At 65.9% G+C, this 20,299-nt stretch carries 19 protein-coding genes and 1 tRNA gene; 10 read left to right on the top strand and 10 right to left on the bottom strand.

Translation table 11 applies throughout. The features are described from left to right. The first annotated feature begins 25 nt into the window (after nt 1-25). A complete protein-coding gene (locus tag C8J39_RS07795; protein WP_120299977.1) occupies nt 26-484 on the top strand; it encodes a hypothetical protein in 459 nt (152 codons plus the stop codon). A gap of 389 nt (nt 485-873) precedes the next feature. Here the strand turns inward: C8J39_RS07795 and clpX are convergent, their stop codons facing one another. The 5 genes from clpX to C8J39_RS07770 form a co-directional block, all read right to left on the bottom strand. Then, complete coding sequence (clpX, locus tag C8J39_RS07790; RefSeq protein WP_056048170.1) at nt 874-2,139, bottom strand: ATP-dependent Clp protease ATP-binding subunit ClpX; 1,266 nt, start codon at nt 2,137-2,139, stop codon at nt 874-876. Nucleotides 2,140-2,262: 123 nt separating this feature from the next. After that, a complete protein-coding gene (locus tag C8J39_RS07785; protein WP_120299976.1) occupies nt 2,263-2,952 on the bottom strand; it encodes an ATP-dependent Clp protease proteolytic subunit in 690 nt (229 codons plus the stop codon). A gap of 211 nt (nt 2,953-3,163) precedes the next feature. Beyond that, nucleotides 3,164-4,090 (bottom strand): glycosyltransferase family 2 protein, encoded by a 927-nt coding sequence (locus C8J39_RS07780; protein WP_120299975.1) that lies wholly within the window; start codon nt 4,088-4,090, stop codon nt 3,164-3,166. Nucleotides 4,091-4,359: 269 nt separating this feature from the next. After that, on the bottom strand, nt 4,360-6,018 hold the full coding sequence (tig, locus tag C8J39_RS07775; protein WP_120299974.1) for a trigger factor: 1,659 nt from the start codon (nt 6,016-6,018) through the stop codon (nt 4,360-4,362). A 68-nt stretch (nt 6,019-6,086) separates the two neighbouring features. After that, a tRNA-Leu gene (locus tag C8J39_RS07770) sits at nt 6,087-6,171 on the bottom strand. Nucleotides 6,172-6,292: 121 nt separating this feature from the next. Here C8J39_RS07770 and C8J39_RS18725 point away from each other — a divergent pair. The 3 genes from C8J39_RS18725 (at nt 6,293) to C8J39_RS07760 (ending at nt 7,370) form a co-directional block, all read left to right on the top strand. Continuing rightward, the gene (locus C8J39_RS18725) at nt 6,293-6,448 is read left to right on the top strand and encodes a hypothetical protein (protein ID WP_165895164.1); all 156 of its coding nucleotides are present in this window, start codon (nt 6,293-6,295) and stop codon (nt 6,446-6,448) included. Between the two features lie 4 nt (nt 6,449-6,452). Then, nucleotides 6,453-6,671 (top strand): hypothetical protein, encoded by a 219-nt coding sequence (locus C8J39_RS07765; protein ID WP_120299973.1) that lies wholly within the window; start codon nt 6,453-6,455, stop codon nt 6,669-6,671. Nucleotides 6,672-6,806: 135 nt separating this feature from the next. Further along, entirely contained in the window at nt 6,807-7,370 is a 564-nt protein-coding gene (locus tag C8J39_RS07760; protein ID WP_243649786.1) for a TIGR02281 family clan AA aspartic protease, read from the top strand. A gap of 308 nt (nt 7,371-7,678) precedes the next feature. Here the strand turns inward: C8J39_RS07760 and gatB are convergent, their stop codons facing one another. Genes gatB through gatC form a run of 3 tightly spaced genes read right to left on the bottom strand, consistent with a single transcriptional unit; the run spans nt 7,679 to nt 10,948 of the window. After that, complete coding sequence (gene gatB, locus C8J39_RS07755) at nt 7,679-9,160, bottom strand: Asp-tRNA(Asn)/Glu-tRNA(Gln) amidotransferase subunit GatB (protein ID WP_120299972.1); 1,482 nt, start codon at nt 9,158-9,160, stop codon at nt 7,679-7,681. 1 nt (nt 9,161) lies between these two features. Then, the gene (gene gatA, locus C8J39_RS07750) at nt 9,162-10,646 is read right to left on the bottom strand and encodes an Asp-tRNA(Asn)/Glu-tRNA(Gln) amidotransferase subunit GatA (protein ID WP_120299971.1); all 1,485 of its coding nucleotides are present in this window, start codon (nt 10,644-10,646) and stop codon (nt 9,162-9,164) included. After that, nucleotides 10,646-10,948, bottom strand: coding sequence for an Asp-tRNA(Asn)/Glu-tRNA(Gln) amidotransferase subunit GatC (gene gatC / locus C8J39_RS07745; protein ID WP_056048145.1), 303 nt, complete (start codon nt 10,946-10,948; stop codon nt 10,646-10,648). Before gatC ends, gatA begins: the two co-directional genes overlap by 1 nt. Nucleotides 10,949-11,199: 251 nt before the next feature. On the opposite strand from gatC, the gene C8J39_RS07740 reads away from it, so the two are divergent. Both C8J39_RS07740 and ruvX read left to right on the top strand, forming a co-directional pair. After that, nucleotides 11,200-12,306, top strand: coding sequence for a DUF3089 domain-containing protein (locus C8J39_RS07740; protein WP_120299970.1), 1,107 nt, complete (start codon nt 11,200-11,202; stop codon nt 12,304-12,306). Beyond that, the gene (gene ruvX / locus C8J39_RS07735; protein ID WP_060524389.1) at nt 12,303-12,770 is read left to right on the top strand and encodes a Holliday junction resolvase RuvX; all 468 of its coding nucleotides are present in this window, start codon (nt 12,303-12,305) and stop codon (nt 12,768-12,770) included. Before C8J39_RS07740 ends, ruvX begins: the two co-directional genes overlap by 4 nt. Here the strand turns inward: ruvX and C8J39_RS07730 are convergent. After that, complete coding sequence (locus tag C8J39_RS07730) at nt 12,767-14,308, bottom strand: hypothetical protein (protein ID WP_120299969.1); 1,542 nt, start codon at nt 14,306-14,308, stop codon at nt 12,767-12,769. The genes ruvX and C8J39_RS07730 overlap by 4 nt on opposite strands. Nucleotides 14,309-14,427: 119 nt before the next feature. On the opposite strand from C8J39_RS07730, the gene C8J39_RS07725 reads away from it, so the two are divergent. Both C8J39_RS07725 and C8J39_RS07720 read left to right on the top strand, forming a co-directional pair. Next, a complete protein-coding gene (locus C8J39_RS07725) occupies nt 14,428-15,414 on the top strand; it encodes an aspartate carbamoyltransferase catalytic subunit (RefSeq protein WP_120299968.1) in 987 nt (328 codons plus the stop codon). After that, nucleotides 15,411-16,631 carry a dihydroorotase family protein gene (locus tag C8J39_RS07720; RefSeq protein ID WP_120299967.1) on the top strand — a complete coding sequence of 407 codons (1,221 nt, stop codon included), beginning with the start codon at nt 15,411-15,413 and terminating at the stop codon, nt 16,629-16,631. The genes C8J39_RS07725 and C8J39_RS07720 overlap by 4 nt, the downstream gene beginning before the upstream one ends. Nucleotides 16,632-16,766: 135 nt before the next feature. Here the strand turns inward: C8J39_RS07720 and C8J39_RS07715 are convergent, their stop codons facing one another. Further along, entirely contained in the window at nt 16,767-18,074 is a 1,308-nt protein-coding gene (locus C8J39_RS07715; RefSeq protein WP_120299966.1) for an SPOR domain-containing protein, read from the bottom strand. A 212-nt stretch (nt 18,075-18,286) separates the two neighbouring features. Here C8J39_RS07715 and C8J39_RS07710 point away from each other — a divergent pair, with 212 nt between their 5' ends. Next, on the top strand, nt 18,287-19,345 hold the full coding sequence (locus C8J39_RS07710) for an SPOR domain-containing protein (protein ID WP_243649784.1): 1,059 nt from the start codon (nt 18,287-18,289) through the stop codon (nt 19,343-19,345). Between the two features lie 354 nt (nt 19,346-19,699). Further along, nucleotides 19,700-20,185 (top strand): hypothetical protein, encoded by a 486-nt coding sequence (locus tag C8J39_RS07705; protein WP_120299964.1) that lies wholly within the window; start codon nt 19,700-19,702, stop codon nt 20,183-20,185. The last annotated feature ends 114 nt before the right edge of the window (nt 20,186-20,299 follow it).

The following is a 20,299-nucleotide window of genomic DNA, read 5'->3' as shown; positions in this document are numbered from 1 at the left end:
GGTAAGGATCGGGTAGGCTGCACCGATGCTGTCCGCGGATCTTCGCCAGACGCTCGTCATGACCGCCGACGCGTTGGAGGGGGCGCAGGACCCGTGGTGGGTCATTTCCAGCGCTGCGGTAGCGCTGCACGGGGTAGCGCCGATCGAGGTCGGCGATGTCGATGTGCTCATGAGCGTGGCAGATGCCCAACAGGCGGTGGACCAGCTCGGGGTCGTGCCCATCGAGGACGGTGCAAGTGCGCTCTTCCGGTCGACGCTGTTCGCGCGATGGGAGATGCCGCCCCTGGTCGTCGAGATCATGGCGGGGTTTCATGTTGCGACGGGCTCGGGCTGGACCAAAGTCCTACCCCGTACGCGCGTGCCGATTTTTGTGGATGAGCGCGTTGTTTATGTGCCTGACCGAGCGGAATTGGCCGAGATGCTCAGGCTGTTCGGCCGTCCAAAGGATTTGGAGCGGGTTCGGCTTTTGACTTCGCCGGTGTAGCTAAAGGGCCGCGGTCACTCTGCCTATGACGGAGGGTAGCGACGGAGCGATCGACCAGATTCGGCAAGCCTTCGATCCTCCCCTGCAAGGGGAGGTGGCGCGAAGCGACGGAGGGGTGATGACCAATCGAGAGCGGGTCACCCCTCCGTCAGCGCCCTGCGCTGCCACCTCCCCTTGCAGGGGAGGAACGCGGTGATCTCCGTCCGGCCGATGCCTCCCGTCGTCCTGACGAAAGTCAGGATCCAGGGTTGCGGCTGGCTGACCTTCGCGGCTCTGGATCCTGACTTTCGTCAGGATGACGGACGGGGGTTTTCGGGCGCGTATGCCCCAAACGAAAAAGGGGCGCCGATCGCTCGACGCCCTCTCCCGTATCTCAAACCAGTCCCGCCTTACGCGGCGTCGCCAGTCTTCTTCTTCTCGGCATACACCCGGATCGGTTCCTTGCGGCCTTCGATCACGTCCTTGTCGATCATCACCTCGTCGACGCCGTCCATGCCGGGCAGGTCGAACATCGTGTCGAGCAGGATGCTCTCCAGGATTGAGCGGAGCCCGCGCGCGCCGGTCTTGCGTTCGATGCCCTTCTTGGCGACCGAAACCAGCGCGTCGTCGGTGAAGCCGAGCGCGACGTCCTCCATCTCGAACAGCTTCTGGTACTGCTTGACCAGCGCGTTCTTCGGCTCCTTCAGGATCTTCACCAGCGCGTCGACATCGAGATCCTCGAGCGTCGCGATCACCGGCAAACGGCCGACGAACTCGGGGATGAGCCCGAACTTGAGCAGATCCTCAGGCTCGACCGACTTCAGCGTCTCGCCGGTCTTGCGCTCGTCCGGTCCGGCCACATACGCGCCGAAACCGATCGACTTGCCTTGAAGGCGATCGCCGATGATCTTTTCGAGACCCGAGAACGCACCGCCGCAGATGAACAGGATGTTGGTCGTATCCACCTGCAGGAATTCCTGCTGCGGATGCTTGCGCCCACCCTGCGGAGGAACCGACGCCGTCGTCCCTTCCATCAGCTTGAGCAATGCCTGCTGCACGCCCTCGCCCGACACGTCGCGCGTGATCGAGGGGTTCTCGGCCTTGCGCGAGATCTTGTCGATCTCGTCGATGTACACGATCCCGCGCTGCGCCCGCTCGACGTTGTAGTCCGACGCCTGAAGCAGCTTGAGGATGATGTTCTCGACGTCCTCGCCGACGTAACCGGCTTCGGTCAGCGTCGTCGCATCGGCCATCGTGAACGGCACGTCGAGGATGCGCGCGAGCGTCTGCGCGAGCAGGGTCTTGCCGCAACCGGTCGGCCCGACCAGCAGGATGTTCGACTTGGACAGCTCGACATCGGCACCCTTGGCGCCGTGGTTGAGCCGCTTGTAGTGATTGTGCACCGCCACCGACAGCACGCGCTTGGCGCGCTTCTGGCCGATCACGTAATCGTCGAGGACGTCGCAGATCTCCTGCGGAGTCGGCACGCCGCCGTCCTTCTTGGACACCAGCGCAGACTTCGTCTCCTCACGGATGATGTCGTTGCATAGCTCGACGCACTCGTCGCAGATGAAGACCGTCGGCCCGGCGATCAACTTGCGGACCTCGTGCTGCGACTTCCCGCAGAACGAGCAATAGAGGGTGCTCTTCGAGTCGCCACCGCTCAGCTTCGTCATTCAATCACCTCTCGCGCATGTCGGTGCACGTGCCGTTTCCGGGGCCGCTACCGTAACGCACCCCGGAGTTCCTACAATCAAATAAACCGGCGGGGTTTACGATTCACCCCATGCCAGTGTCGTTCAAGCGGGTTTCGCACCATCCTCGGATACCGCCGGACGCTTGTCGAACACCTCGTCGATCAGACCGAAATCCTTCGCTTCGTTCGCTTCGAGGAACGTATCGCGGTCCATCCGGCGCTCGATCTCTTCAATCGGCTGGCCGGTGTACTGCGAATACAGTTCGTTCATGCGCTTGCGGATGCGCAGGATCTCGCGTGCCTGGATCTCGATGTCGCTGGCCATGCCCTGTGCACCACCCGATGGCTGATGGATCATGATGCGCGCGTTGGTCATCGCGACGCGCATGCCGGGCTCGCCGCTCGCGAGCAGGAAGCTGCCCATCGATGCGGCCTGGCCGATGCAGACGGTGCCGACGCGCGGACGGATGTACCGCATCGTATCGTGGATCGCCATGCCCGCCGTGACGACACCGCCCGGCGAGTTGATGTACATGAAGATGTCCTTCTTCGGGTTCTCGGACTCGAGGAAGAGCAGCTGTGCGGTGATCAGCGAGGCCATGCCGTCCTCGACGCCACCGGTCACGAAGATGATGCGCTCGCGGAGCAGGCGCGAGAAGATGTCGAACGAACGCTCGCCGCGGTTCGACTGCTCGATGACGATGGGAACCAGGCCTGCGTGCGTCTGCTGCAGGCCGAGCCCGGCGCTGGCCAACGGGCTCGCGAAATCGCCGGTCTCGAACGGATTGTGCATGGAAATCTCTCTTATGCCCCAGTGAACCGCTAACATCGGCGGTCCGAGAGGGGAGTTCAAGCCCTGCCTGCCGCTCGGCGCTTTGGCGAGAGGGAGGGTACGCATGCGCTTGTGGGTGGGAGCGTGCGGGGAGGTTGGCGAATCCCAACTTCCCCTCTCCCTCCCGTCGCCGAGTGGCTCCTCCTTCCCTCTCCCCGATGGGGCGAGGGAATCAGATGCCCGGCGCGGGGTAGGCCAAATACGCCAGGCGGCGGACTTCGCGGCGGCCGCGAACGACCGTATCGAGAATCAGCCCGGTGAAGACGTTGAGCGCGGCGAAGATGCCGAGGCCGGTGATCAGGATCGCGGTCGGGAAGCGCGGGACCTGATGGATCTCGATATACGTCAGCACCAGCGGGATGCCGAGGATCAGCGCGAGCAGGCCGAACACGCTGCCGATCGCGCCGAAGAACCAGAGCGGCCGCTCGATCCGGTAGAGCGTCATGATCGTGCGGAGGATCCGCCAGCCGTCGCCGTAGGTGCTGAGCTTCGATTCGGAGCCTTCGGGGCGCGCGTAATAGGGCGTCTCGACCTCGCCGATCGGCATCTTGAGTTCTAGCGCGTGGACGCTGATCTCGGTCTCGATCTCGAATCCGGCGGACAGCGACGGGAAGCTCTTCACGAACCGGCGCGAGAACACGCGGTAGCCCGAGAGGATATCGGTAAAGCTGCGGCCGAACAGGCGCGCGAGCATGCCGGTGAGGAGTGCGTTGCCGAAGCGGTGGCCGCGACGGTAGCTTTCCTGGACCTGGCTGATGCGCGAGCCGACGACCATGTCGAGCTGCTCGTCGAGGACGCGAGCGACCAGATTCGGGGCGGAGGCAGCGTCGTAGGTCGCGTCGCCGTCGGCCATGACGTAGATGTCCGCGTCGATGTCCGCGAACATGCGGCGGACGACTGCGCCCTTGCCCTGGATGCGCTCGGTTCGGACGACAGCTCCGGCGGCACGCGCGACCTCGATCGTGCGGTCGGCGCTGTTGTTGTCGTAGACGTAGATGGTGGCGCCGGGCAGCGCGTCGCGGAACCCGGCGATCGTCTGCGCGATCGCGGCTTCTTCGTTGTAGCAGGGCAGCAGGACGGCGATTCTCGGTTCGGTCATGCCCTGCCCTTGCATTAAGACGCCACGATCGACGTATGACGCCTTTGGGCTGAACACCTTGGGCACGGACGCCTCTTCGCTTCCTTGTTCTCCCGCGAAGGCGGGAGCCCAGTCTGGGTCCCCGCCTTCGCGGGGAAACAATTTCTTACCGATCCCCATCCACCCGTCACCCCGGACGTGTTCCGGAGTCCACCGTTCCACGTGCTCATCGGCTTGAGAGTGCGCGGAACGGTGGATGCCGGAACAAGCCCGGCATGACGGGGAGAAGCTTACGCCTCGGTCTTCGTCGGAGCCTTCTTCGCGCGCGGCTTCTTCGCCGGTGCGTCGGCAGCTTCGGTGCCCTCTGCGTTCTCGGCAGCAACCGGCGACGATTCTGTCACAGCCGTCTCTGCTTCGACCGGAGCTGACTTCTTCTTGGCAGGCGCCTTCTTCGCAGGCTTGGCCTCTTCCGTCGTGTCCGAAGCAGGTGCCTCTTCCGTCACGGTTTCGTCCGAAGCACCGGCGTCGTCGGCAGGTGCTGCCTTCTTCTTTGCAGCAGCCTTCTTCTTCGGCTTGTGATTGTCGTGATCATGCGTGTGCGTGCCACTGGCAAAACCATCCTCGCTCTCGATCGCTGCTTCCAGCTCCTCGCGCGTGGCTTCGCGGTCGGTGATCTCGGCCTTCTCGAACAGGAAGTCGACGACCTTGTCCTCATACAGCGGCGCGCGCAGCTGGGCGGCCGCCATCGGCTCCTGCTGGACGTACTGCATGAACTGCTGGCGCTGCTCGGCAGGATATTGCTGCGCGGCCTGGGCGAGCAGACGCTGCATTTCCTGGTTGGAAACCTCGACGCCGTTCGCCTGGCCGATCTCGGACAGGAGCAGGCCCAGGCGCACGCGACGCTCGGCGATCTTGCGGTAATCGTCGCGCTCGCCTTCCATCTCGGCCATCGCAGCCTCGGGGTCTGCTTCGTGCGTGGCTTCGTGCTGGAGCTGCGACCAGATCTGGTTGAACTCGGCCTCGACCATCGACGGCGGCACTTCGAAGTCGTGACCCTCGGCGAGCTGGTCGAGCAGCTTGCGCTTCATGTGCGTGCGCGTGAGACCGTTATGCTCCTGCTCGATCTGACCCTTGAGCAAGCCCGTGAGCTGATCGAGGCTCTCGAGACCGAGCGACTTGGCCAGATCCTCGTCGATCTTGCTCTCGCCCGCGGTCTTCACCGACTTGACGGTGATGTCGAACGTCGCCGGCTGCCCTGCGAGCGACTTCTCCTGATACTCCTCGGGGAAGGTCACGTTGAGGACCTTGTCGTCGCCGGTCTTCACGCCAACGAGCTGATCCTCGAAGCCGGGGATGAGACGACCCGAACCGAGCTCGACGCCCATGTCGGTGCCGGTGCCGCCCTCGAACGCGACGCCGTCGGCGGTCTTGCCGACGAAATCGACGGTGACGAGATCGCCCATCTTGGCGACGTAATCGTCAGCCGCGTCGTCCCACTTCTTCTGCTGGTCGGCGAACTTCTGGAGCTGCTCGGTGACCGCGTCGTCGGCGACGGGCACGGTCAGGCGCTCGAGCTTCAGGCCGTCGATCGCGGGTGCCGGGACCTGCGGGAGAACCTCCATCTCGACCTTGACCACGGCGTCCTTGCCGAGGTCATAGCCGTCTTCCAGCTCGACCGAAGGCTGCATCGCGGGGCGAAGCTGCTTCTCGGCGACGAGCGTCTGGACGCTCTCCTGGATCGCCGCGTTCAGCGCGTCCTGCGTCAGCGCCGGGCCGTGCATCTTGCGGATGAGGTTCGCCGGCACCTTGCCCGGACGGAAGCCCGGCATCTTCATCTGCGGCGCGAGGCGCTTCAGCTCGACATCGACCTTGGCATCGATATCCTTCGCGGTGATGGTGAGCGTAAAGGCGCGCTTGAGGCCCTCGTTCAACGTCTCGACAGTCTGCATGTCCGGCCTTTGTCTAAAAGAGCATTCAGGATAATTCTTCGGGCGGTCGCCTCGCCTGCGCGGCGGGCTGGTGCGGGCGAAGGGACTCGAACCCCCACATCTTGCGATACTTGGACCTAAACCAAGCGCGTCTACCAGTTCCGCCACGCCCGCACAGGACATCGCCGTAGCGGGCGCGTCTATACCAACGATGCATGCGGGGGCAAGCACATAGGCAACTCCCAACGCAACCGCGCTCGATTACAGGCGTTGAACACCCAGAAGGAGAGACATCATGGCTACCCAACCCCCGGCAGAATTCCCGACCCCGACCTCGCCCGTCGAGCCGACTGCGCCGCCGCCCGAGTTCAATCCGCCCGCGCCGGACGTCGATTTTCCCGATCCCGGTAGTCCGTCGAACGACCCTGCCCCCATCCAGCCCGAGTTTTGAAGATATGACCGATCCCCATTCCGGCACGAACCCCGAAACGCTCCCCGAGGATCGTGACGAGGATACCCGCAGCGACATCGAACAGGCGGTTGAGTCGCGTTCGGACGCGGTCGAGCGCGGCGAAGGCGGCGACGAGCCCGAGACGTTCACGGACACCGGCCTGCCCGACGGCGTCGGTGGTACCGGCGGCGTCGTGAAGAACCAGGACAACGACGCGCAGTAAGCTCGCGTCAGCAACCATACAGGCGGGGGTGGCTATCTTTATGGTGCCACCTCCGCCAATCAGGACCCGATAATCCCCACGATACCCACCTTCGCCGAGCACCAGAGCGTCTATATCGCGCTCGGGCTCGCCGTATTGCTGCTGATCGTAGCGCAGCGCATCCCCATCATTCGCACGCTCGTCAATCTAGCGATGACGCTTGTCCTCGTCGGACTGCTGTTCATCGCGGTCGACCAGCGGCGCCAGTTCGATCCCTATGTCGGCAAGATCGCGCGGTTCCTGAAGATCGAGGACCAGCAGGTTGTTGGCGGCGAGGTTCGCATCCGCATGTCGCCGGACGGCCATTTCTGGGCGCGCGCGACGATCGACGGGGTGAGCCAGCGGCTGCTGATCGACAGCGGCGCGACGATCACGGCGATTTCGGAGAAGACGGCGGACGCTGCGGGGATCGAGGCGCGGGTTGGCGTGGTGCCGATCGTGTTGCAGACCGCCAACGGGTCGATCGCGGCGAAGACGGGGAAGATCGCCTCGCTACGTCTCGACGCGATCGTCGCGCGGGACTTGCAGGTGGTAGTGTCGCCGGCGTTTGGCGAGACGAACGTGTTGGGGATGAACTTCCTGTCGCGTCTGGCGTCGTGGCGGGTGGAGGAGAACACGCTGATCCTCGTGCCCCATCATCCGCAGAAGGGGGACGCGTAAGGCCGCCTCCCGCCGTCCGCTGCTCCCCGACTCCACCCAACTGCCGCCACCCCGGCGAAGGCCGGGGCCCAGTTGGAAAAGTCGCAGTAGCGAAGCGCCGCCCGCAGTCAGCAACGTCCCCCAACTGGGCCCGGCCTTCGCCGGGATGGTGGCGATTGGGAGACGGCTCCCCTTCTGTTCCCTCGCGAACGCGGGGGCCCAGGAATCAAGCAGTACTGCTTTCGGTTACCCTGGACTCCCGCATTCGCGGGAGAACGGACACAGGTGAGAGACCGGCAGGTTCGGGAGAAAGCGAGATAGTCGCTAGCTTACGAAGCCGCCGACTCCCCAAGCATCCCCTTCAGAACCTCGTTCACGACAGCAGGGTTACCCTTCCCCCCCATCGCCTTCATCGTCTGGCCCACGAAGAACCCGAACAGCTTGTCCTTGCCGCCGCGGTAATCCGCGACCTTGTCCGCGTTCGCCGCCATAACCTCGGCGATCACGGCCTCGATCGCGCCGGTGTCGCTGGTCTGCTTCAACCCGCGGTCCTCAACGACCTTCGCCGCGCCGTCGCCGGTCTCGAGCATCACCTCGAACACCTGCTTGGCGAGACTTCCCGACAGCGTGCCGTCCGCGATCAGGCCCAGCAACTCCGCCGCCTGCGCCGGCGACACCGGCGAGTTCTCGATGTCCTTGCCGGTCCGGTTCAGCGCGCCGAACAGCTCCGACGTCGTCCAGTTCGCCGCCGCCGCCGGCTTCACGCCCGCATCGAGCAACGCATCGAACCACCGCGCCGCCTCGACCTCGGCGGTCAACACCGTCGCCTGATACGCCGTGATCCCCAGCGCCTCGTACCGCGCGCGCTTTGCATCCGGCAGCTCGGGCAACGACGCGCGGCACTCGGCGAGGAACGCATCGTCGAGCACCAGCGGCAGCAGATCGGGATCCGGGAAGTAGCGGTAATCATGCGCGTCTTCCTTCGACCGCATCGAGCGCGTCTCGTTCCGATCGGGATCGTAGAGCCGCGTTTCCTGCTGGATCTTGCCGCCGGCTTCGAGCACCTCGACCTGACGCTTGGCCTCCTGCTCGACCACCGCCATCACGAAGCGCACCGAATTGACGTTCTTCGTCTCGGTCCGCGTACCCAGCTCGTCGCCGGGCTTGCGCACGCTGACATTGACGTCGGCGCGCATAGAGCCCTCTTCCATGTTGCCGTCGCACGACCCGACATAGCGCAGGATCGATCGCAGCTTCCGCAGGTAAGCCCCTGTTTCCGCTGGCGATGCGAGATCGGGCTTCGACACGATCTCCATCAGCGCGACGCCCGACCGATTGAGATCGACGTACGACTGGGTCGGATGCTGGTCATGCATCAGCTTGCCGGCATCCTGCTCGACATGGATGCGCTCGACGCCGATCCGCTTGCCCGCGGCGTCGGGATTCTTGTCGTCGAGGCTGATGTCGATTGCGCCTTCACCGACGATCGGATGATAGAGCTGGCTGATCTGGTAGCCCTGCGGCAGATCGGCGTAGAAGTAATTCTTCCGGTCGAACCGCGACCATTCGTTGATCTGCGCCTCGATCGCCATGCCGGTGCGGACCGCCTGGCGGATGCACTCGCGGTTCGGGACCGGCAGCATACCCGGCATCGCGGCGTCGACCAGCGACACCTGCGTGTTGGGCTCCGCACCGAACGCGGTCGCCGCGCCCGAAAAGAGCTTGGCGTTCGACGTCACCTGCGCGTGCACTTCGAGGCCGACCACGACCTCCCACTCGCCGGTTTCGCCCTGGATACGATAATCGCTCATGTTACCACCAAGCCTCTGGTCGCGCGGTAAATCCTGCTCGCTGTTCGATCGCGAGCCCTGCGTTCAGCACGCCTTGCTCGTCGAGCGGCTTGCCGATGATCTGCAGCCCAAGCGGCAGACCCTGCTTGTCGAGCCCACCCGGCACCGACATCGCCGGCAGGCCTGCAAGCGAAGACGGCACGGTGAAGACGTCGTTCAAATACATCGCGATCGGATCAGCCGACTTCTCGCCGAGCGCGAACGCCGCCGACGGTGCGGTCGGGGTGAGCAGGACGTCGCACGCCTCCCAAGCCCGCTCGAAATCGCGCGCGATCAGAGTCCGGACCTTCTGCGCCTGCGTGTAATACGCGTCGTAGAAGCCGGCCGAGAGGACGTAGGTGCCGATCATGATGCGGCGCTTCACCTCGGGGCCGAAGCCATCCGCACGCGTCGCGGCGTACATGTCCTGCAAGCCGGCGCCGGTCGGCAGGTCACGAATCCCGTAGCGAACGCCGTCATAGCGCGCGAGGTTCGACGAGGCTTCGGCGGGCGCGATGATGTAATAGGCGGGCAACGCGTATTTGGTGTGCGGGAGCGAGACCTCGACGATCGTCGCGCCGGCATCCTTGAGCCAGTCGATGCCCTGCTGCCAGAGCGCCTCGATCTCCTCGGGCATCCCGTCGACGCGATATTCCTTGGGAATACCGACGCGCAGGCCGTTGAGATTGGCGGACAAACCCGCTTCCCATTTCGGCACGTCGAGCTGCAACGAGGTGCCGTCCTTGGCGTCGAACCCGGCCATCGCCTCGAGCAGGATCGCGCAGTCACGGACGTCGCGTGCCATCGGCCCGGCCTGGTCGAGCGACGACGCGAACGCGATCGTCCCCCAGCGTGAGCAGCGGCCGTAGGTCGGCTTGATCCCCGAGATGCCGGTGAAGGCGGCAGGCTGGCGGATCGAACCGCCGGTATCGGTACCGGTCGCGCCGGGGCAGAGCCGGGCGGCGACCGCCGACGACGACCCGCCCGACGAGCCGCCGGGTGCGAGCGAAGCGTCGCCGCCGTCGTTGCGCTTCCACGGCGAGATCACGTTGCCGAATGCGGACGTCTCGTTCGACGAGCCCATCGCGAACTGGTCCATGTTCAGCTTGCCGAGCATCCCCGCGCCCGCTTCCCACAAATTCTGCGAGACGGTCGACTCATAGGTCGGCGTGAAGCCTTCGAGGATATGGCTCGCCGCGGTCGTCGTGACGCCCTTGGTGCAGAAAAGGTCCTTCATGCCGATCGGCACGCCGGCCAGCGGCTTGAGCGTCTCGCCGGCTTCGCGTGCGGTATCAGCTGCGGTGGCAGCGGCGATCGCGTGGTCTGGCGTCTCGACAAGAAACGCGTTCAACGCCTTGGCCTGGCTCACCTTGACGATGAACGCATCGGCGACTTCGCGGGCCTTGAAGGAACCATCGCGGACGCCGTCGCGGATCGCTGCGATCCCGAGATCTGTGAGGTCGGTCATTATTCGATCACCTTCGGCACGGCGAAGAAGCCGTGTTCGGCCACGGGCGCGTTGGCGAGAACCTGCTCGCGGATGCCGCCGCCGGTCAGCGGGTCGGCGTTGACGACGTCGTCGCGCAGCCGCAGTGTGTTGGGGATGACGGCGGTCATCGGCTCGATACCGGTCGTGTCGACCTCTTCGAGCATCTCGATCCAGCCAAGGATGTTTCCGAGTTCCGGCGCCATGCGGGCGGCGTCCTCGTCGGTGATCGCGATGCGCGCAAGGCTCGCGATCCGCTTCACGGTTGCAGTATCTACGGACATGGGCTGCGGCTAGCACCCGGCGCGGCGGGGGCGCAATATGTTTCCCGCCTTCTTCGAATCCTCCCCCGCTAGGGGGAGGTGGCGCGAAGCGACGGAGGGGGAGGACACGGAACGGCGGTTACCCTCACCTCCCCCTCCGTCTGGCAAGGGCCAGCCACCTCCCCCTGGCGGGGGAGGATCGTTAGGGAGCCCGTTGCAACCTTCCCCAGCTTCCGGCACGGGAACCCAACCGCCTGCACGGAAGGTCCCGCTTGGCCCGCAAGTTTCTCTATTTCGTCGCCGCGATGATCGTCCTCGCGATCGCCGCCCTGCTCGCGTACCGCCTGTTCGGCACGCAGTTGATGCGCGCGGTTATGGTGCCGAGCGAGACTTTCCAGGCGCAGCGCGAAGCCCCGCGGAACATCTACGCGCGGAAAATCATGTGGCTCGCCCGCCCCGATGCGCCAGGTAACCCTGCGCTCTGGACGCCGCCCGGTTACACGACCGGCGAGCGCGGCACGGGCGCAGCGATCTTCTTCATCCACCCGACGTCGTACATCAACCGCGACCATTGGAACGCGCCGATCGACGATCCCGAGACCAATGCGCGAGCGGAACTGTTCCTGCGCGGCCAGGCGAGCGCGTTCAACGAAGCGGGCGACATCTGGGCGCCGCGGTATCGCCAGGCGACGTTCGGCGCGTTCCTGACCAGCGTTGCGGATAGTGAACGCGCACTGGCGCTCGCTTACGGCGATGTGTCTGCGGCGTTCGACCGATTCCTCAAGGAAGCCGGCCCGACCCGCCCGATCATCCTCGCCGGCCACAGCCAGGGTGCGCTCCATCTCACCCGCCTCCTCCGCGACCGCATCGCCACTGATCCCAAGCTGAAGGCACGGATCGTCGCGGCCTATGTAGTCGGCTGGCCCGTCTCGCGCGCGACCGATCTTCCGAAGATGGGCCTCGCCGAGTGCCGCACCGCCGACCAGACCGGCTGTATCCTGTCGTGGGAGAGCTTTGCCGAACCTGCCGATCCGTCGCTGATCGTCGACGCCTATGACCAGACCACCGGCTTCAACGGCCAGCCGCGCAAGGGCACGCCGATGGTCTGCACCAATCCGCTGACCGGCACCGCCGACGCGACCGCGCCCGCCACCGCCAACCTCGGCACGCTCGTCCCGTCCGCGGACCTGAAGACCGCGACGATCGCGATCAGCAGCGTGCCCGCACGCTGCGCCGACCGCGGCTTCCTGCTGATCGGCGAGGGCCCGAACCTCGGGCCGTACGTGCTGCCCGGCAACAATTACCACGTCTACGACTACAGCCTGTTCTGGGCGAACATCCGCGCCGACGCCAACCGCCGCCTGAAGGCTTTCAAATGATCACGCTCTCCGCCGCGCAGTTCCGCGATGCGCTCCCGAACGGTGGCCGGCTGATCGGTCTCGACGTCGGCACCAAGACGATCGGCACCGCGCTCTGCGACGCCGGCTGGTCGTTCGCGAGCCCCGCGCTCCTGATCCGCCGTACCAAGTTCCAGAAGGACAAGGCCGCGCTTGCCGAGATCATCAAGGCGCAGGCGGTCGTCGGGCTCGTCATCGGCCTGCCGATCAACCTCGACGGTAGCGAGAGCCCACGGTCGCAGTCGACCCGGGCGTTCGCGCAGAACCTCAAGGACATGGGCCTCCCGATCCTGCTTCAGGACGAGCGCTGGTCGACCGTCGCGGTCACCCGCACGCTGATCGAACAGGACGCGAGTCGCGCCAAACGCGCCGAACTCGTCGACAAGATGGCCGCCGCGTACATCCTCCAGGGGGCCATCGACGCGCTGGTGACGGCCCAGATCTAGCGGCGTTCCACCCGGTAGAGTGCCGAACCGCCATTGGTCCAGATCATGCGCAGGTCCGCTGCCTTCGCCGCGCCGGGCAAGAAACCGATTGTCCAGACGTGCGTGAACGCGGCACGGGGAAACCGTGCGATCGTCTTGGCGAAATTGGAGCCGACGGTCGAACAGATCGACGGAAAGACGCTCTGGGTCGGGTCACCGGTATAGGGTGCGGCGATCGCGTAGCGGATGTGCAGCGATTGCTGTCCCTCGATCGCCCATTGCTCGTTGGTGAACACGTCCCGTCGGACGATCGCGAGGGCAGGAAGGTGATTGCGCCGCAGGTCGTCCCACGCGCCTCCACATGGCAACTCGACTAGCGACAGTACCGCAGCGCCATGCGGGATGACTGCAACAGCCGCAAGTTCACGTTGTTGATCGCTGGAGCGTTCGACAAAGCTCAGCGTCGTGCCTGCCAGGCGCAAGACCAGGAAGGCAGTGGCCATCACGGCCAGCGTGCGTGCCATTCGCGAATCGCGCGGCGCGATCGCGATCAATCCCAGCATCACCGCGGCGGGAGCCATCCGCATGTCGACATAGGCGCCCCCCATCAGCAATCGTGGAAGGACGACGAACGCTGCGAGGCACAGCAGCGCGGGTATGCCCAGCAGCGGCGAGAACCCGAGGCAAGCGCTCCGCATTCCGGCATACAGCATGGCGATCAACGGCAGCAGCGAGAGGAGATCGAACCATGGCCAGTGATCGCGGAACAGCGAAACGAGCCATACCAGCTTCACCGGTGCGTCGAACCAGCCCTCGCCGCCAAGCCCGCCCGCTGCCGCGCCCGTCCCGGCCCCGATAGACGCCAGCATGACGAGGAGCGGGACCGTCATCGACAGACACTGGATCGCCGCACCGACGAGCGCCGCCGGCCAGCCACGGCCTGCCGTGCGAAGCCGCGCGATGTCCGCGCCTGCTGTCATCAGCCCCAGCAGCCCCCAGCCGAAGCTGTGCGAAATCCATATTACGCATGCAACGGGTACGAAGAGCAGCGCGCGTATGATCAGGCGACCCTGTCGCCCCAGCCGGATCCACAGCGCCAGTGCGCAGAACGCCAGCGCCTGAGACAGCGCGAAATTGACGAAGCCGAACTGGAATGGCCAGGCATAGGCGAGCGGCAACGCGAACATCGCGGTCGGCGGTATCCGCCCATGCGCCTCTCGCGCGGCCCATAACAGTCCGGTGGCGGTCAGCATCGGGATCGCGATCACCGCCAGCTTGGTCGCGACCTCGAAGGGGAGCAGGTGCGACAGCGCCGGTACGAGCAGGTCCATCCCGAGATTGGGAATCAGCGCCCAGTGATATGCGTAATAGCGCTGGAGATCGGGCGATGTCGGTAGCGCCATCGCAATATGCCAGCGCCCCATATGGCCGGGCAGATCGCCGAGCGGGGGCAGCGCGGGCCATAGCAACGGCACTGCGGACGCCAGGACGAGGGCCAGCGCGAACCACCGCGTTTCCCACCATCGCCCCATCGTCCGTGCCGCTGCGTCCTGCATCATTCCCCCCGTTCGCCATCGCCATCCCATGCCCGCGCTAACATGCGGTTAACCATGCGGATGCAGCGAGGCGTCGCGCGACGCTTGCCCCCTGCCCCCGCCGACACTATCCCGCGCTTTTAATGCGAACCTCAGATCACCGCCCCGCCGCCCTCATCGAAGGCGGCGCCGTCTTCCCGCACCGGCATCTCACCGGTATCGACGGGCTCCAGCCACACGAGATCGCGTTCCTGCTCGACGAGGCGGAGACGTGGGTCGAGGCGAACCGGACTCATGCGACGCCGGACAAGCGGTTGGCCGGGCTTACCCAGATCAACGCGTTTTTCGAGAACAGCACGCGCACGCTCTTGTCGTTCGAGATCGCCGGCAAGCGGCTCGGCGCCGACGTCGTCAACATGCACGCCGCGCAGTCCAGCGTGAAGAAGGGCGAGACGCTGATCGACACCGCGATGACGTTGAACGCGATGCGCGCGGACGTAATCGTGATCCGGCATATGTCCAGCGGCGCGGTGCGGTTGATTGCGGACAAGGTCGATTGTCCGGTGCTGAACGCGGGCGACGGGCGGCATGAGCATCCGACGCAGGCGTTGCTCGATGCGCTGACGATCCGGCGGCGGAAGGGCTCGATCGCCGGGCAGCGCATCGTGATCTGCGGCGACCTGCTGCACAGCCGGGTCGCGCGCTCGAACATCCTGGCGCTGACCGCGCTTGCCGCAGAGGTGCGCGTCTGTGCGCCCTCGACGCTGATGCCACCGATGATCGAGCGGATGGGCGTGCGTGCGTTTACCGATTTCGACAAGGCGTTGGAGGGTGCGGACGTGGTAATGATGCTGCGGTTGCAGAACGAGCGGATGGATGGCGCTTATGTCCCTTCCACGCGCGAATACCGTATGCGCTACGGCTTGACGCTCGACCGGTTGGCGAAGGCGGCGCCGGATGCGCTGGTGATGCACCCTGGGCCGATGAACCGGGGTGTGGAGATCGACTCCGCGGTGGCCGATCACGCTCGCTCGGCGATCACCGAGCAGGTCGAGATGGGGGTCGCCGTCCGGATGGCCTGCCTCGACGTGCTGACCCGAAGAGCGCGCGGCGTGGAGGGTTGGGCATGATCCTCGCACTCACCAACGTGACGCTCGCCTGCCCCGTCGGCGGCGTGTCGAGGGGCAATCTGCTGGTCCGCGATGGCGTGATCGTCGCGACCGGGATCGTCGATATTCCGGCCGGTGCGGACATCGTCGACTGTGGCGGCAAGACGGTCGCGCCGGGAATCGTCGATCTTGGCGTGGCTAAGGTCGATCGTGCGGCGTTTCGCGCCGGCGGGATTGTGCGGATCGGCCTAATGCCCGACCAGTCGCCGGTGCTGGACGACCCCGGCATCGTCCAGCGCGCCGCGTTGATCGGCAAGCCCGACCTGTGGATTCACCCGATCGCGGCCGCGACGCGCGGACTCGAAGGCCATGACCTCGCCGAGATGGCGATCTGTCTTTCGGCTGGCGCCAAGGCGGTGGGCACGGGCAAGCACTGGATCGCCGACAGCGGCGTGATGCGGCGTGTGCTGTCCTATGCGCGCGATCTCGACGTGACGGTGATCGCGCATGCCGAGGATGTTGGACTGACCGCCGGCGCGGTCGCGACCGAGGGCGAGACGGCGACCCGGCTCGGCCTGCCTGCCGCACCGGCGGTGGCCGAGGCGCTGGCGATCGCGCGAGACCTGATGCTTGCCGAGGATACTGGGGCTCGTATCCACATTCGCCAGGTTACGACGGCTGCCGGGTTCGAACTGATCCGTGCGGCGAAGCGTCGTGGCGTGTCGGTAACCTGCGGGATCACGCCGGCGCATCTGCATCTGTCGGAGATCGCGGTCAGTGATTTCCGGTCGTTCGCGCTGCTGTCGCCGCCGTTGCGCGCCGAGAGCGACCGTCGCGCGGCGCTCGAGGCGATCGCAGACGGCACGATCGACGTGCTGTGTTCGGGGCACGAGCCGCGCGGGCCGGAGGAGAAGCGGTTGCCGTTCACCGATTCGAGTAGCGGGATGGCAGGGGCGGAGACGCTGTTGCCGCTCGCGCTGATGCTGGTGCGTGACGAGTTGCTGACACTGGAGCGGCTGTTCGCGCTGCTCGCCAGCAATCCGGCGCGGGTGCTGGGGCTGGATACGGGGACGCTGGAGGTGGGCAAGCCGGCCGACCTGATGCTGTTCGACCGGCTCGCGCCTTGGCAGATCGTCGGGGAAGAGTTTCTGGCGGAGGCGGGGAATACGCCGTTCGATGGCTTGCCGGTGCAGGGGCGCGTGTTGCGATTGTGGAAGGGTGGGCGCGAGGTTCTGTAAGGGTGCACCACCCCGGCGGAGGCCGGGGCCCAATTGGGGGACGTCGCAAACTGAGGACAGCGCCCCGTTATAAACGTTCCCCAATTGGGCCCCGGCCTTCGCCGGGGTGGTCGATACTTTGGAAGTGCGCCTCTCTTACCGCGACGCCAACTGCATGCCGGGTTTGCGCAACCACTGCGCCATGACGTCGCCGGCACCTTGGCGGACGAAGCAGGCGCCGCCCTTGGCGTGATACTGGCGGCACATCGCATTCGCAGCCGACTTGCTGAACCCGCCGACCGAGAGACGGTAGACATCCTCGCCCTTCGCCTTGAACGTCATGCCGTTCGGCGAATAACTGGCGAGTACCGCGAACCGGCGTGCGGCGCGTGCCCAGCCGTCCCTAGCGACCCCCGCGCTCTCGAACGCGCCGAGCTGGACGTACCAATTGCCGGTCGCCGGCGCCTTTACCTGATACGCCGCGGTCGCCATGCCGCGACCCGATGAGACGGGTGCGGACGCGACCTTGATCGGGCCGCCCGACGGACGGAGCATCATCGTCGGCAACGCCTGGACGACCTCCTGCCGCGGTCCGAACGCGATTTTCGAGACGCCAGCCGCTGACACCGAAGCGATCTGCACAGGCGCAACTTCGGTCGGCGCGATGACCGGATCTGCTGCCGCCAAGGCCTGTTCCGGAACACCCGGAGCTGGCGCGTTCAATGCCAGCGCGACCGGTTGTCCCGCGTCGGGTACTGCGCGAACGCCGAGCAGGCTCGCGACTTGGTCCGACGCCTTGGCCGGCTGAGCGAACAAAGCCCATTGCTCGAGCCGGGCGTCGACGTCTGCTGGTGCCATGTCCGCCGCCGCGACCACGCGTGCCTCCTGCCAGCGTCCCGCCAGCGCGAAGCTCAGCGCGAGGTTCTGGCGTATCTTCGCATTCGAGGCTGGCGAACGGGCGGCTTCGGTCAGGACCGCGATCCCACCGGCGGTGTCGCCCGCGAGCGACAGGGCAAGGCCACGATCGACCGCTGGGATGATCGCGGCGTTCGCTTCGAGGCTATGACGCGCCGACTGCCAGTCTCCGGTTGCGATCTGCGACAGCGCGAGGTTGAGCGCCGCCCTGCCGTTGGTGGGCGACAGTTGCAGCGCGTCGGCGAACGCGTGCGAGGCCGAGGCGAACCGCCCGCCCTTGAGATAGCTCTGGCCGAGCAGCATCCGGTAGTCCGCCTGCTGCGGCATGAGTGCCACCGCACGCTCCGCATAACCGATCGCGATGGGACCATCGTTGCGCGCGAGTGCCGCCTGCGCCTGCCCCACATCGCCGGCCGCACCCTTTGTCGCGAGGGCCGCATTGCGGTCGCTGGCCGAGGCGATGCCGCCCCCGTTCGCGGCACAGCCGACCATCGTACCCCCGAGCAGGAGGGCGGAGATGCCGCCGAGGAGGAGAGCGCGCGTGGTCATCGGGGCAATCCCTGTTTCATGGCAAACGCTAGACCGCACATAGTTCCCACTCCCGGTATTCGCGTACGCAGTGCCATATCGGTTTAAAGAAGCGGTTAACGCGACTTCATAATGACTTACCGAGGCGCGATGTTGGGCATCGGGAACGGTCGCCCTTTGCCTTGCGCGACGAACGGCGGCATGGTGGCGGCGAGACGGTATGAGGGATGGCGATGACGGTTCGGCGTAAGCTTTTGGTGGGTGCGATCGCGTTGAGCGGAATGCTGGCCGCCGTCCCTGCGTTTGCCGATGTGAAGGCCGGCGTCGATGCCTGGGCGAAGGGCGATTATCCGCGTGCGATCACCGAGTGGCGCCCGCTGGCGGTGGCGGGCGATGCGGACGCGCAGTTCAACCTGGCGCAGGCGTACAAGCTGGGGCGCGGCGTACCGCTGGATCCGGTGCTGGCCGAGAGCTGGTTCCGGAAGGCGGCGATGCAGGGGCATGTGCAGGCCGCCGACAATTACGGGCTCGCGTTGTTCCAGGCCGAAAAAAAGACGGATGCGCTGCCGTGGCTGCAGAAATCGGTCGCGCATGGTGAACCGCGGGCGCAGCTGGTGCTCGGGACGATGTTGTTCAACGGCGACGGCATACCGCGCGATTTCCCGCGAGCCTATGCGCTGATGACGCGCGCGTCGGCGTCGGGCTTGCAGTCGGCCTCGCAGACGCTCGCGCAGATGGACCAGTATATCTCGCCCACCGACCGCGAGAAGGGCACCGCGCTGGCGCAGCAATATGCGTTGCAATCCCCGCCGCCGGGGCCTTCGCGTGCGACGATCGGGCAAACGCCGGTCGCGCCGCCGCGTACCGCCAGCGCGCCGCGTCCGTCGAAGCTGCCGCCGAGTTCGCTTCCTGCGCGCGTCCCCGGGCCGACACGCGAACCGGCCCCGACGCGGGAACCGACGCCGATGCGCGAGCCGGCACCGGTCAGGCAGGCGCAGGTGAAGCCGCCCAAGCCTGCGCCGACGAAACCTGCGCCGGCAAAAGCTATAGCGGCCAAGCCCGCGCCGGTGCGTGCGACGGGCAATTGGCGCGTGCAGCTCGGTGCGTTCCGCGACCAGGGCAATGCCGAGACGCAGTGGAACAAGGTTCGCGGCAAGCTGCGCGGTGCACAGCCCTTCTACGCGAAGGCGGGCGGCGTGACGCGGCTCCAGGCGGGCGGCTTTGCATCGAAGGCGGATGCGACGCGGGCTTGCTCGGCGTCTGGCGTGGCGTGCGTGATCGTCGCGCCCTGAGCGAATGAGCCCGGCCGCTACGATACTCATGACGAGGATGTGCGAATGTTCTTCCTGACCCTGGCGCTGTTGTCGGCGCCATCGACTTGCACCGAGATCAAGCAGCAGTGCCGCGCGTGTCCTACCGCGCCTAACGTCAAAGGGTGTTCTACGGTCGGGATTGCGTGCCAGCCAACGCGTCGCATCTGCGAACCTGCCGTTTCTCCGAAGTCCGTGGCGCGGGCGGACCGGGTGGCTGACAAAAAGGCGCGCTGAGCGATCGTGCCTTTGCCCGGCGGACGAGCGATCGGGTGCGGCAGGGATCAAATAGCTGGACCGGTCGTTTCGTTTCGACATCGACCGGGAGCTAGATGCATGATTTCGAAGACCTTGGCGCTGGCAGTTGCCGGCGCGACGCTGTTGGCCGCGTGTTCTGGCGAGCAGCCTGCGACGACCACGAGCAACGACGCGATGGTGGATAACGGCGTGTCTCTGCGCAATCTCGCCGAGACGGACGTCGCGGTACCCAAGCCCGAGCAGCTTACCGTGAAGGGGCGGCTTATCCCGACCCCGTCGGATCCGACGTCGCGGCATTTCCTGTTGCGCGAACGGAAAGCGGCCAGCGGCACGATCATCGCGATCCTGCGGCAGGAACATGACGGCAACGTCGCCTATGCGCGCACCGAGACCGATTGCGGCAAGCGGTTGTTCCATGTGCTGGGCGTTGGACCAAACCGCGCGCTGGTCGAGACGAACGTAGCGCATGATGGCCCGTTGCGGCCAATCAAGGGTTTGCCGTTGCGTGAGGAACTGGCGACATATGTATGCAACGCGAGCGGGACGCCGCTGGCGAAGGCCTGACTTTAACTTCTGCGCCCCTCCCTGGAAGGGAGGGGTTGGGGGGTGGGTCGGCCGGCTTGAACCACGACGGTCCGATTAACGCGGAAACCGACCCACCCCCTGCCCCTCCCTTCC

Origin of the sequence: Sphingomonas sp. PP-CC-1A-547, from assembly GCF_003610375.1 — a bacterium.
Taxonomy (GTDB): domain Bacteria; phylum Pseudomonadota; class Alphaproteobacteria; order Sphingomonadales; family Sphingomonadaceae; genus Sphingomonas.
Note: the sequence above shows the minus strand (reverse complement) of the source record. Positions and strands in the feature narration are given on the sequence as shown.

What these genes read in the sequence shown, in the direction of transcription:
- C8J39_RS07795 (WP_120299977.1), top strand. Translation starts at nt 26, where the DNA reads ATGCTGTCCGCGGATCTTCGCCAGACGCTCGTCATGACCGCCGACGCG.
- clpX (WP_056048170.1), bottom strand. Translation starts at nt 2,139, where the DNA reads ATGACGAAGCTGAGCGGTGGCGACTCGAAGAGCACCCTCTATTGCTCG.
- C8J39_RS07785 (WP_120299976.1), bottom strand. Translation starts at nt 2,952, where the DNA reads ATGCACAATCCGTTCGAGACCGGCGATTTCGCGAGCCCGTTGGCCAGC.
- C8J39_RS07780 (WP_120299975.1), bottom strand. Translation starts at nt 4,090, where the DNA reads ATGACCGAACCGAGAATCGCCGTCCTGCTGCCCTGCTACAACGAAGAA.
- tig (WP_120299974.1), bottom strand. Translation starts at nt 6,018, where the DNA reads ATGCAGACTGTCGAGACGTTGAACGAGGGCCTCAAGCGCGCCTTTACG.
- C8J39_RS18725 (WP_165895164.1), top strand. Translation starts at nt 6,293, where the DNA reads ATGGCTACCCAACCCCCGGCAGAATTCCCGACCCCGACCTCGCCCGTC.
- C8J39_RS07765 (WP_120299973.1), top strand. Translation starts at nt 6,453, where the DNA reads ATGACCGATCCCCATTCCGGCACGAACCCCGAAACGCTCCCCGAGGAT.
- gatB (WP_120299972.1), bottom strand. Translation starts at nt 9,160, where the DNA reads ATGAGCGATTATCGTATCCAGGGCGAAACCGGCGAGTGGGAGGTCGTG.
- gatA (WP_120299971.1), bottom strand. Translation starts at nt 10,646, where the DNA reads ATGACCGACCTCACAGATCTCGGGATCGCAGCGATCCGCGACGGCGTC.
- gatC (WP_056048145.1), bottom strand. Translation starts at nt 10,948, where the DNA reads ATGTCCGTAGATACTGCAACCGTGAAGCGGATCGCGAGCCTTGCGCGC.
- ruvX (WP_060524389.1), top strand. Translation starts at nt 12,303, where the DNA reads ATGATCACGCTCTCCGCCGCGCAGTTCCGCGATGCGCTCCCGAACGGT.
- C8J39_RS07730 (WP_120299969.1), bottom strand. Translation starts at nt 14,308, where the DNA reads ATGATGCAGGACGCAGCGGCACGGACGATGGGGCGATGGTGGGAAACG.
- C8J39_RS07725 (WP_120299968.1), top strand. Translation starts at nt 14,428, where the DNA reads ATGCGAACCTCAGATCACCGCCCCGCCGCCCTCATCGAAGGCGGCGCC.
- C8J39_RS07720 (WP_120299967.1), top strand. Translation starts at nt 15,411, where the DNA reads ATGATCCTCGCACTCACCAACGTGACGCTCGCCTGCCCCGTCGGCGGC.
- C8J39_RS07715 (WP_120299966.1), bottom strand. Translation starts at nt 18,074, where the DNA reads ATGACCACGCGCGCTCTCCTCCTCGGCGGCATCTCCGCCCTCCTGCTC.
- C8J39_RS07710 (WP_243649784.1), top strand. Translation starts at nt 18,287, where the DNA reads ATGACGGTTCGGCGTAAGCTTTTGGTGGGTGCGATCGCGTTGAGCGGA.
- C8J39_RS07705 (WP_120299964.1), top strand. Translation starts at nt 19,700, where the DNA reads ATGATTTCGAAGACCTTGGCGCTGGCAGTTGCCGGCGCGACGCTGTTG.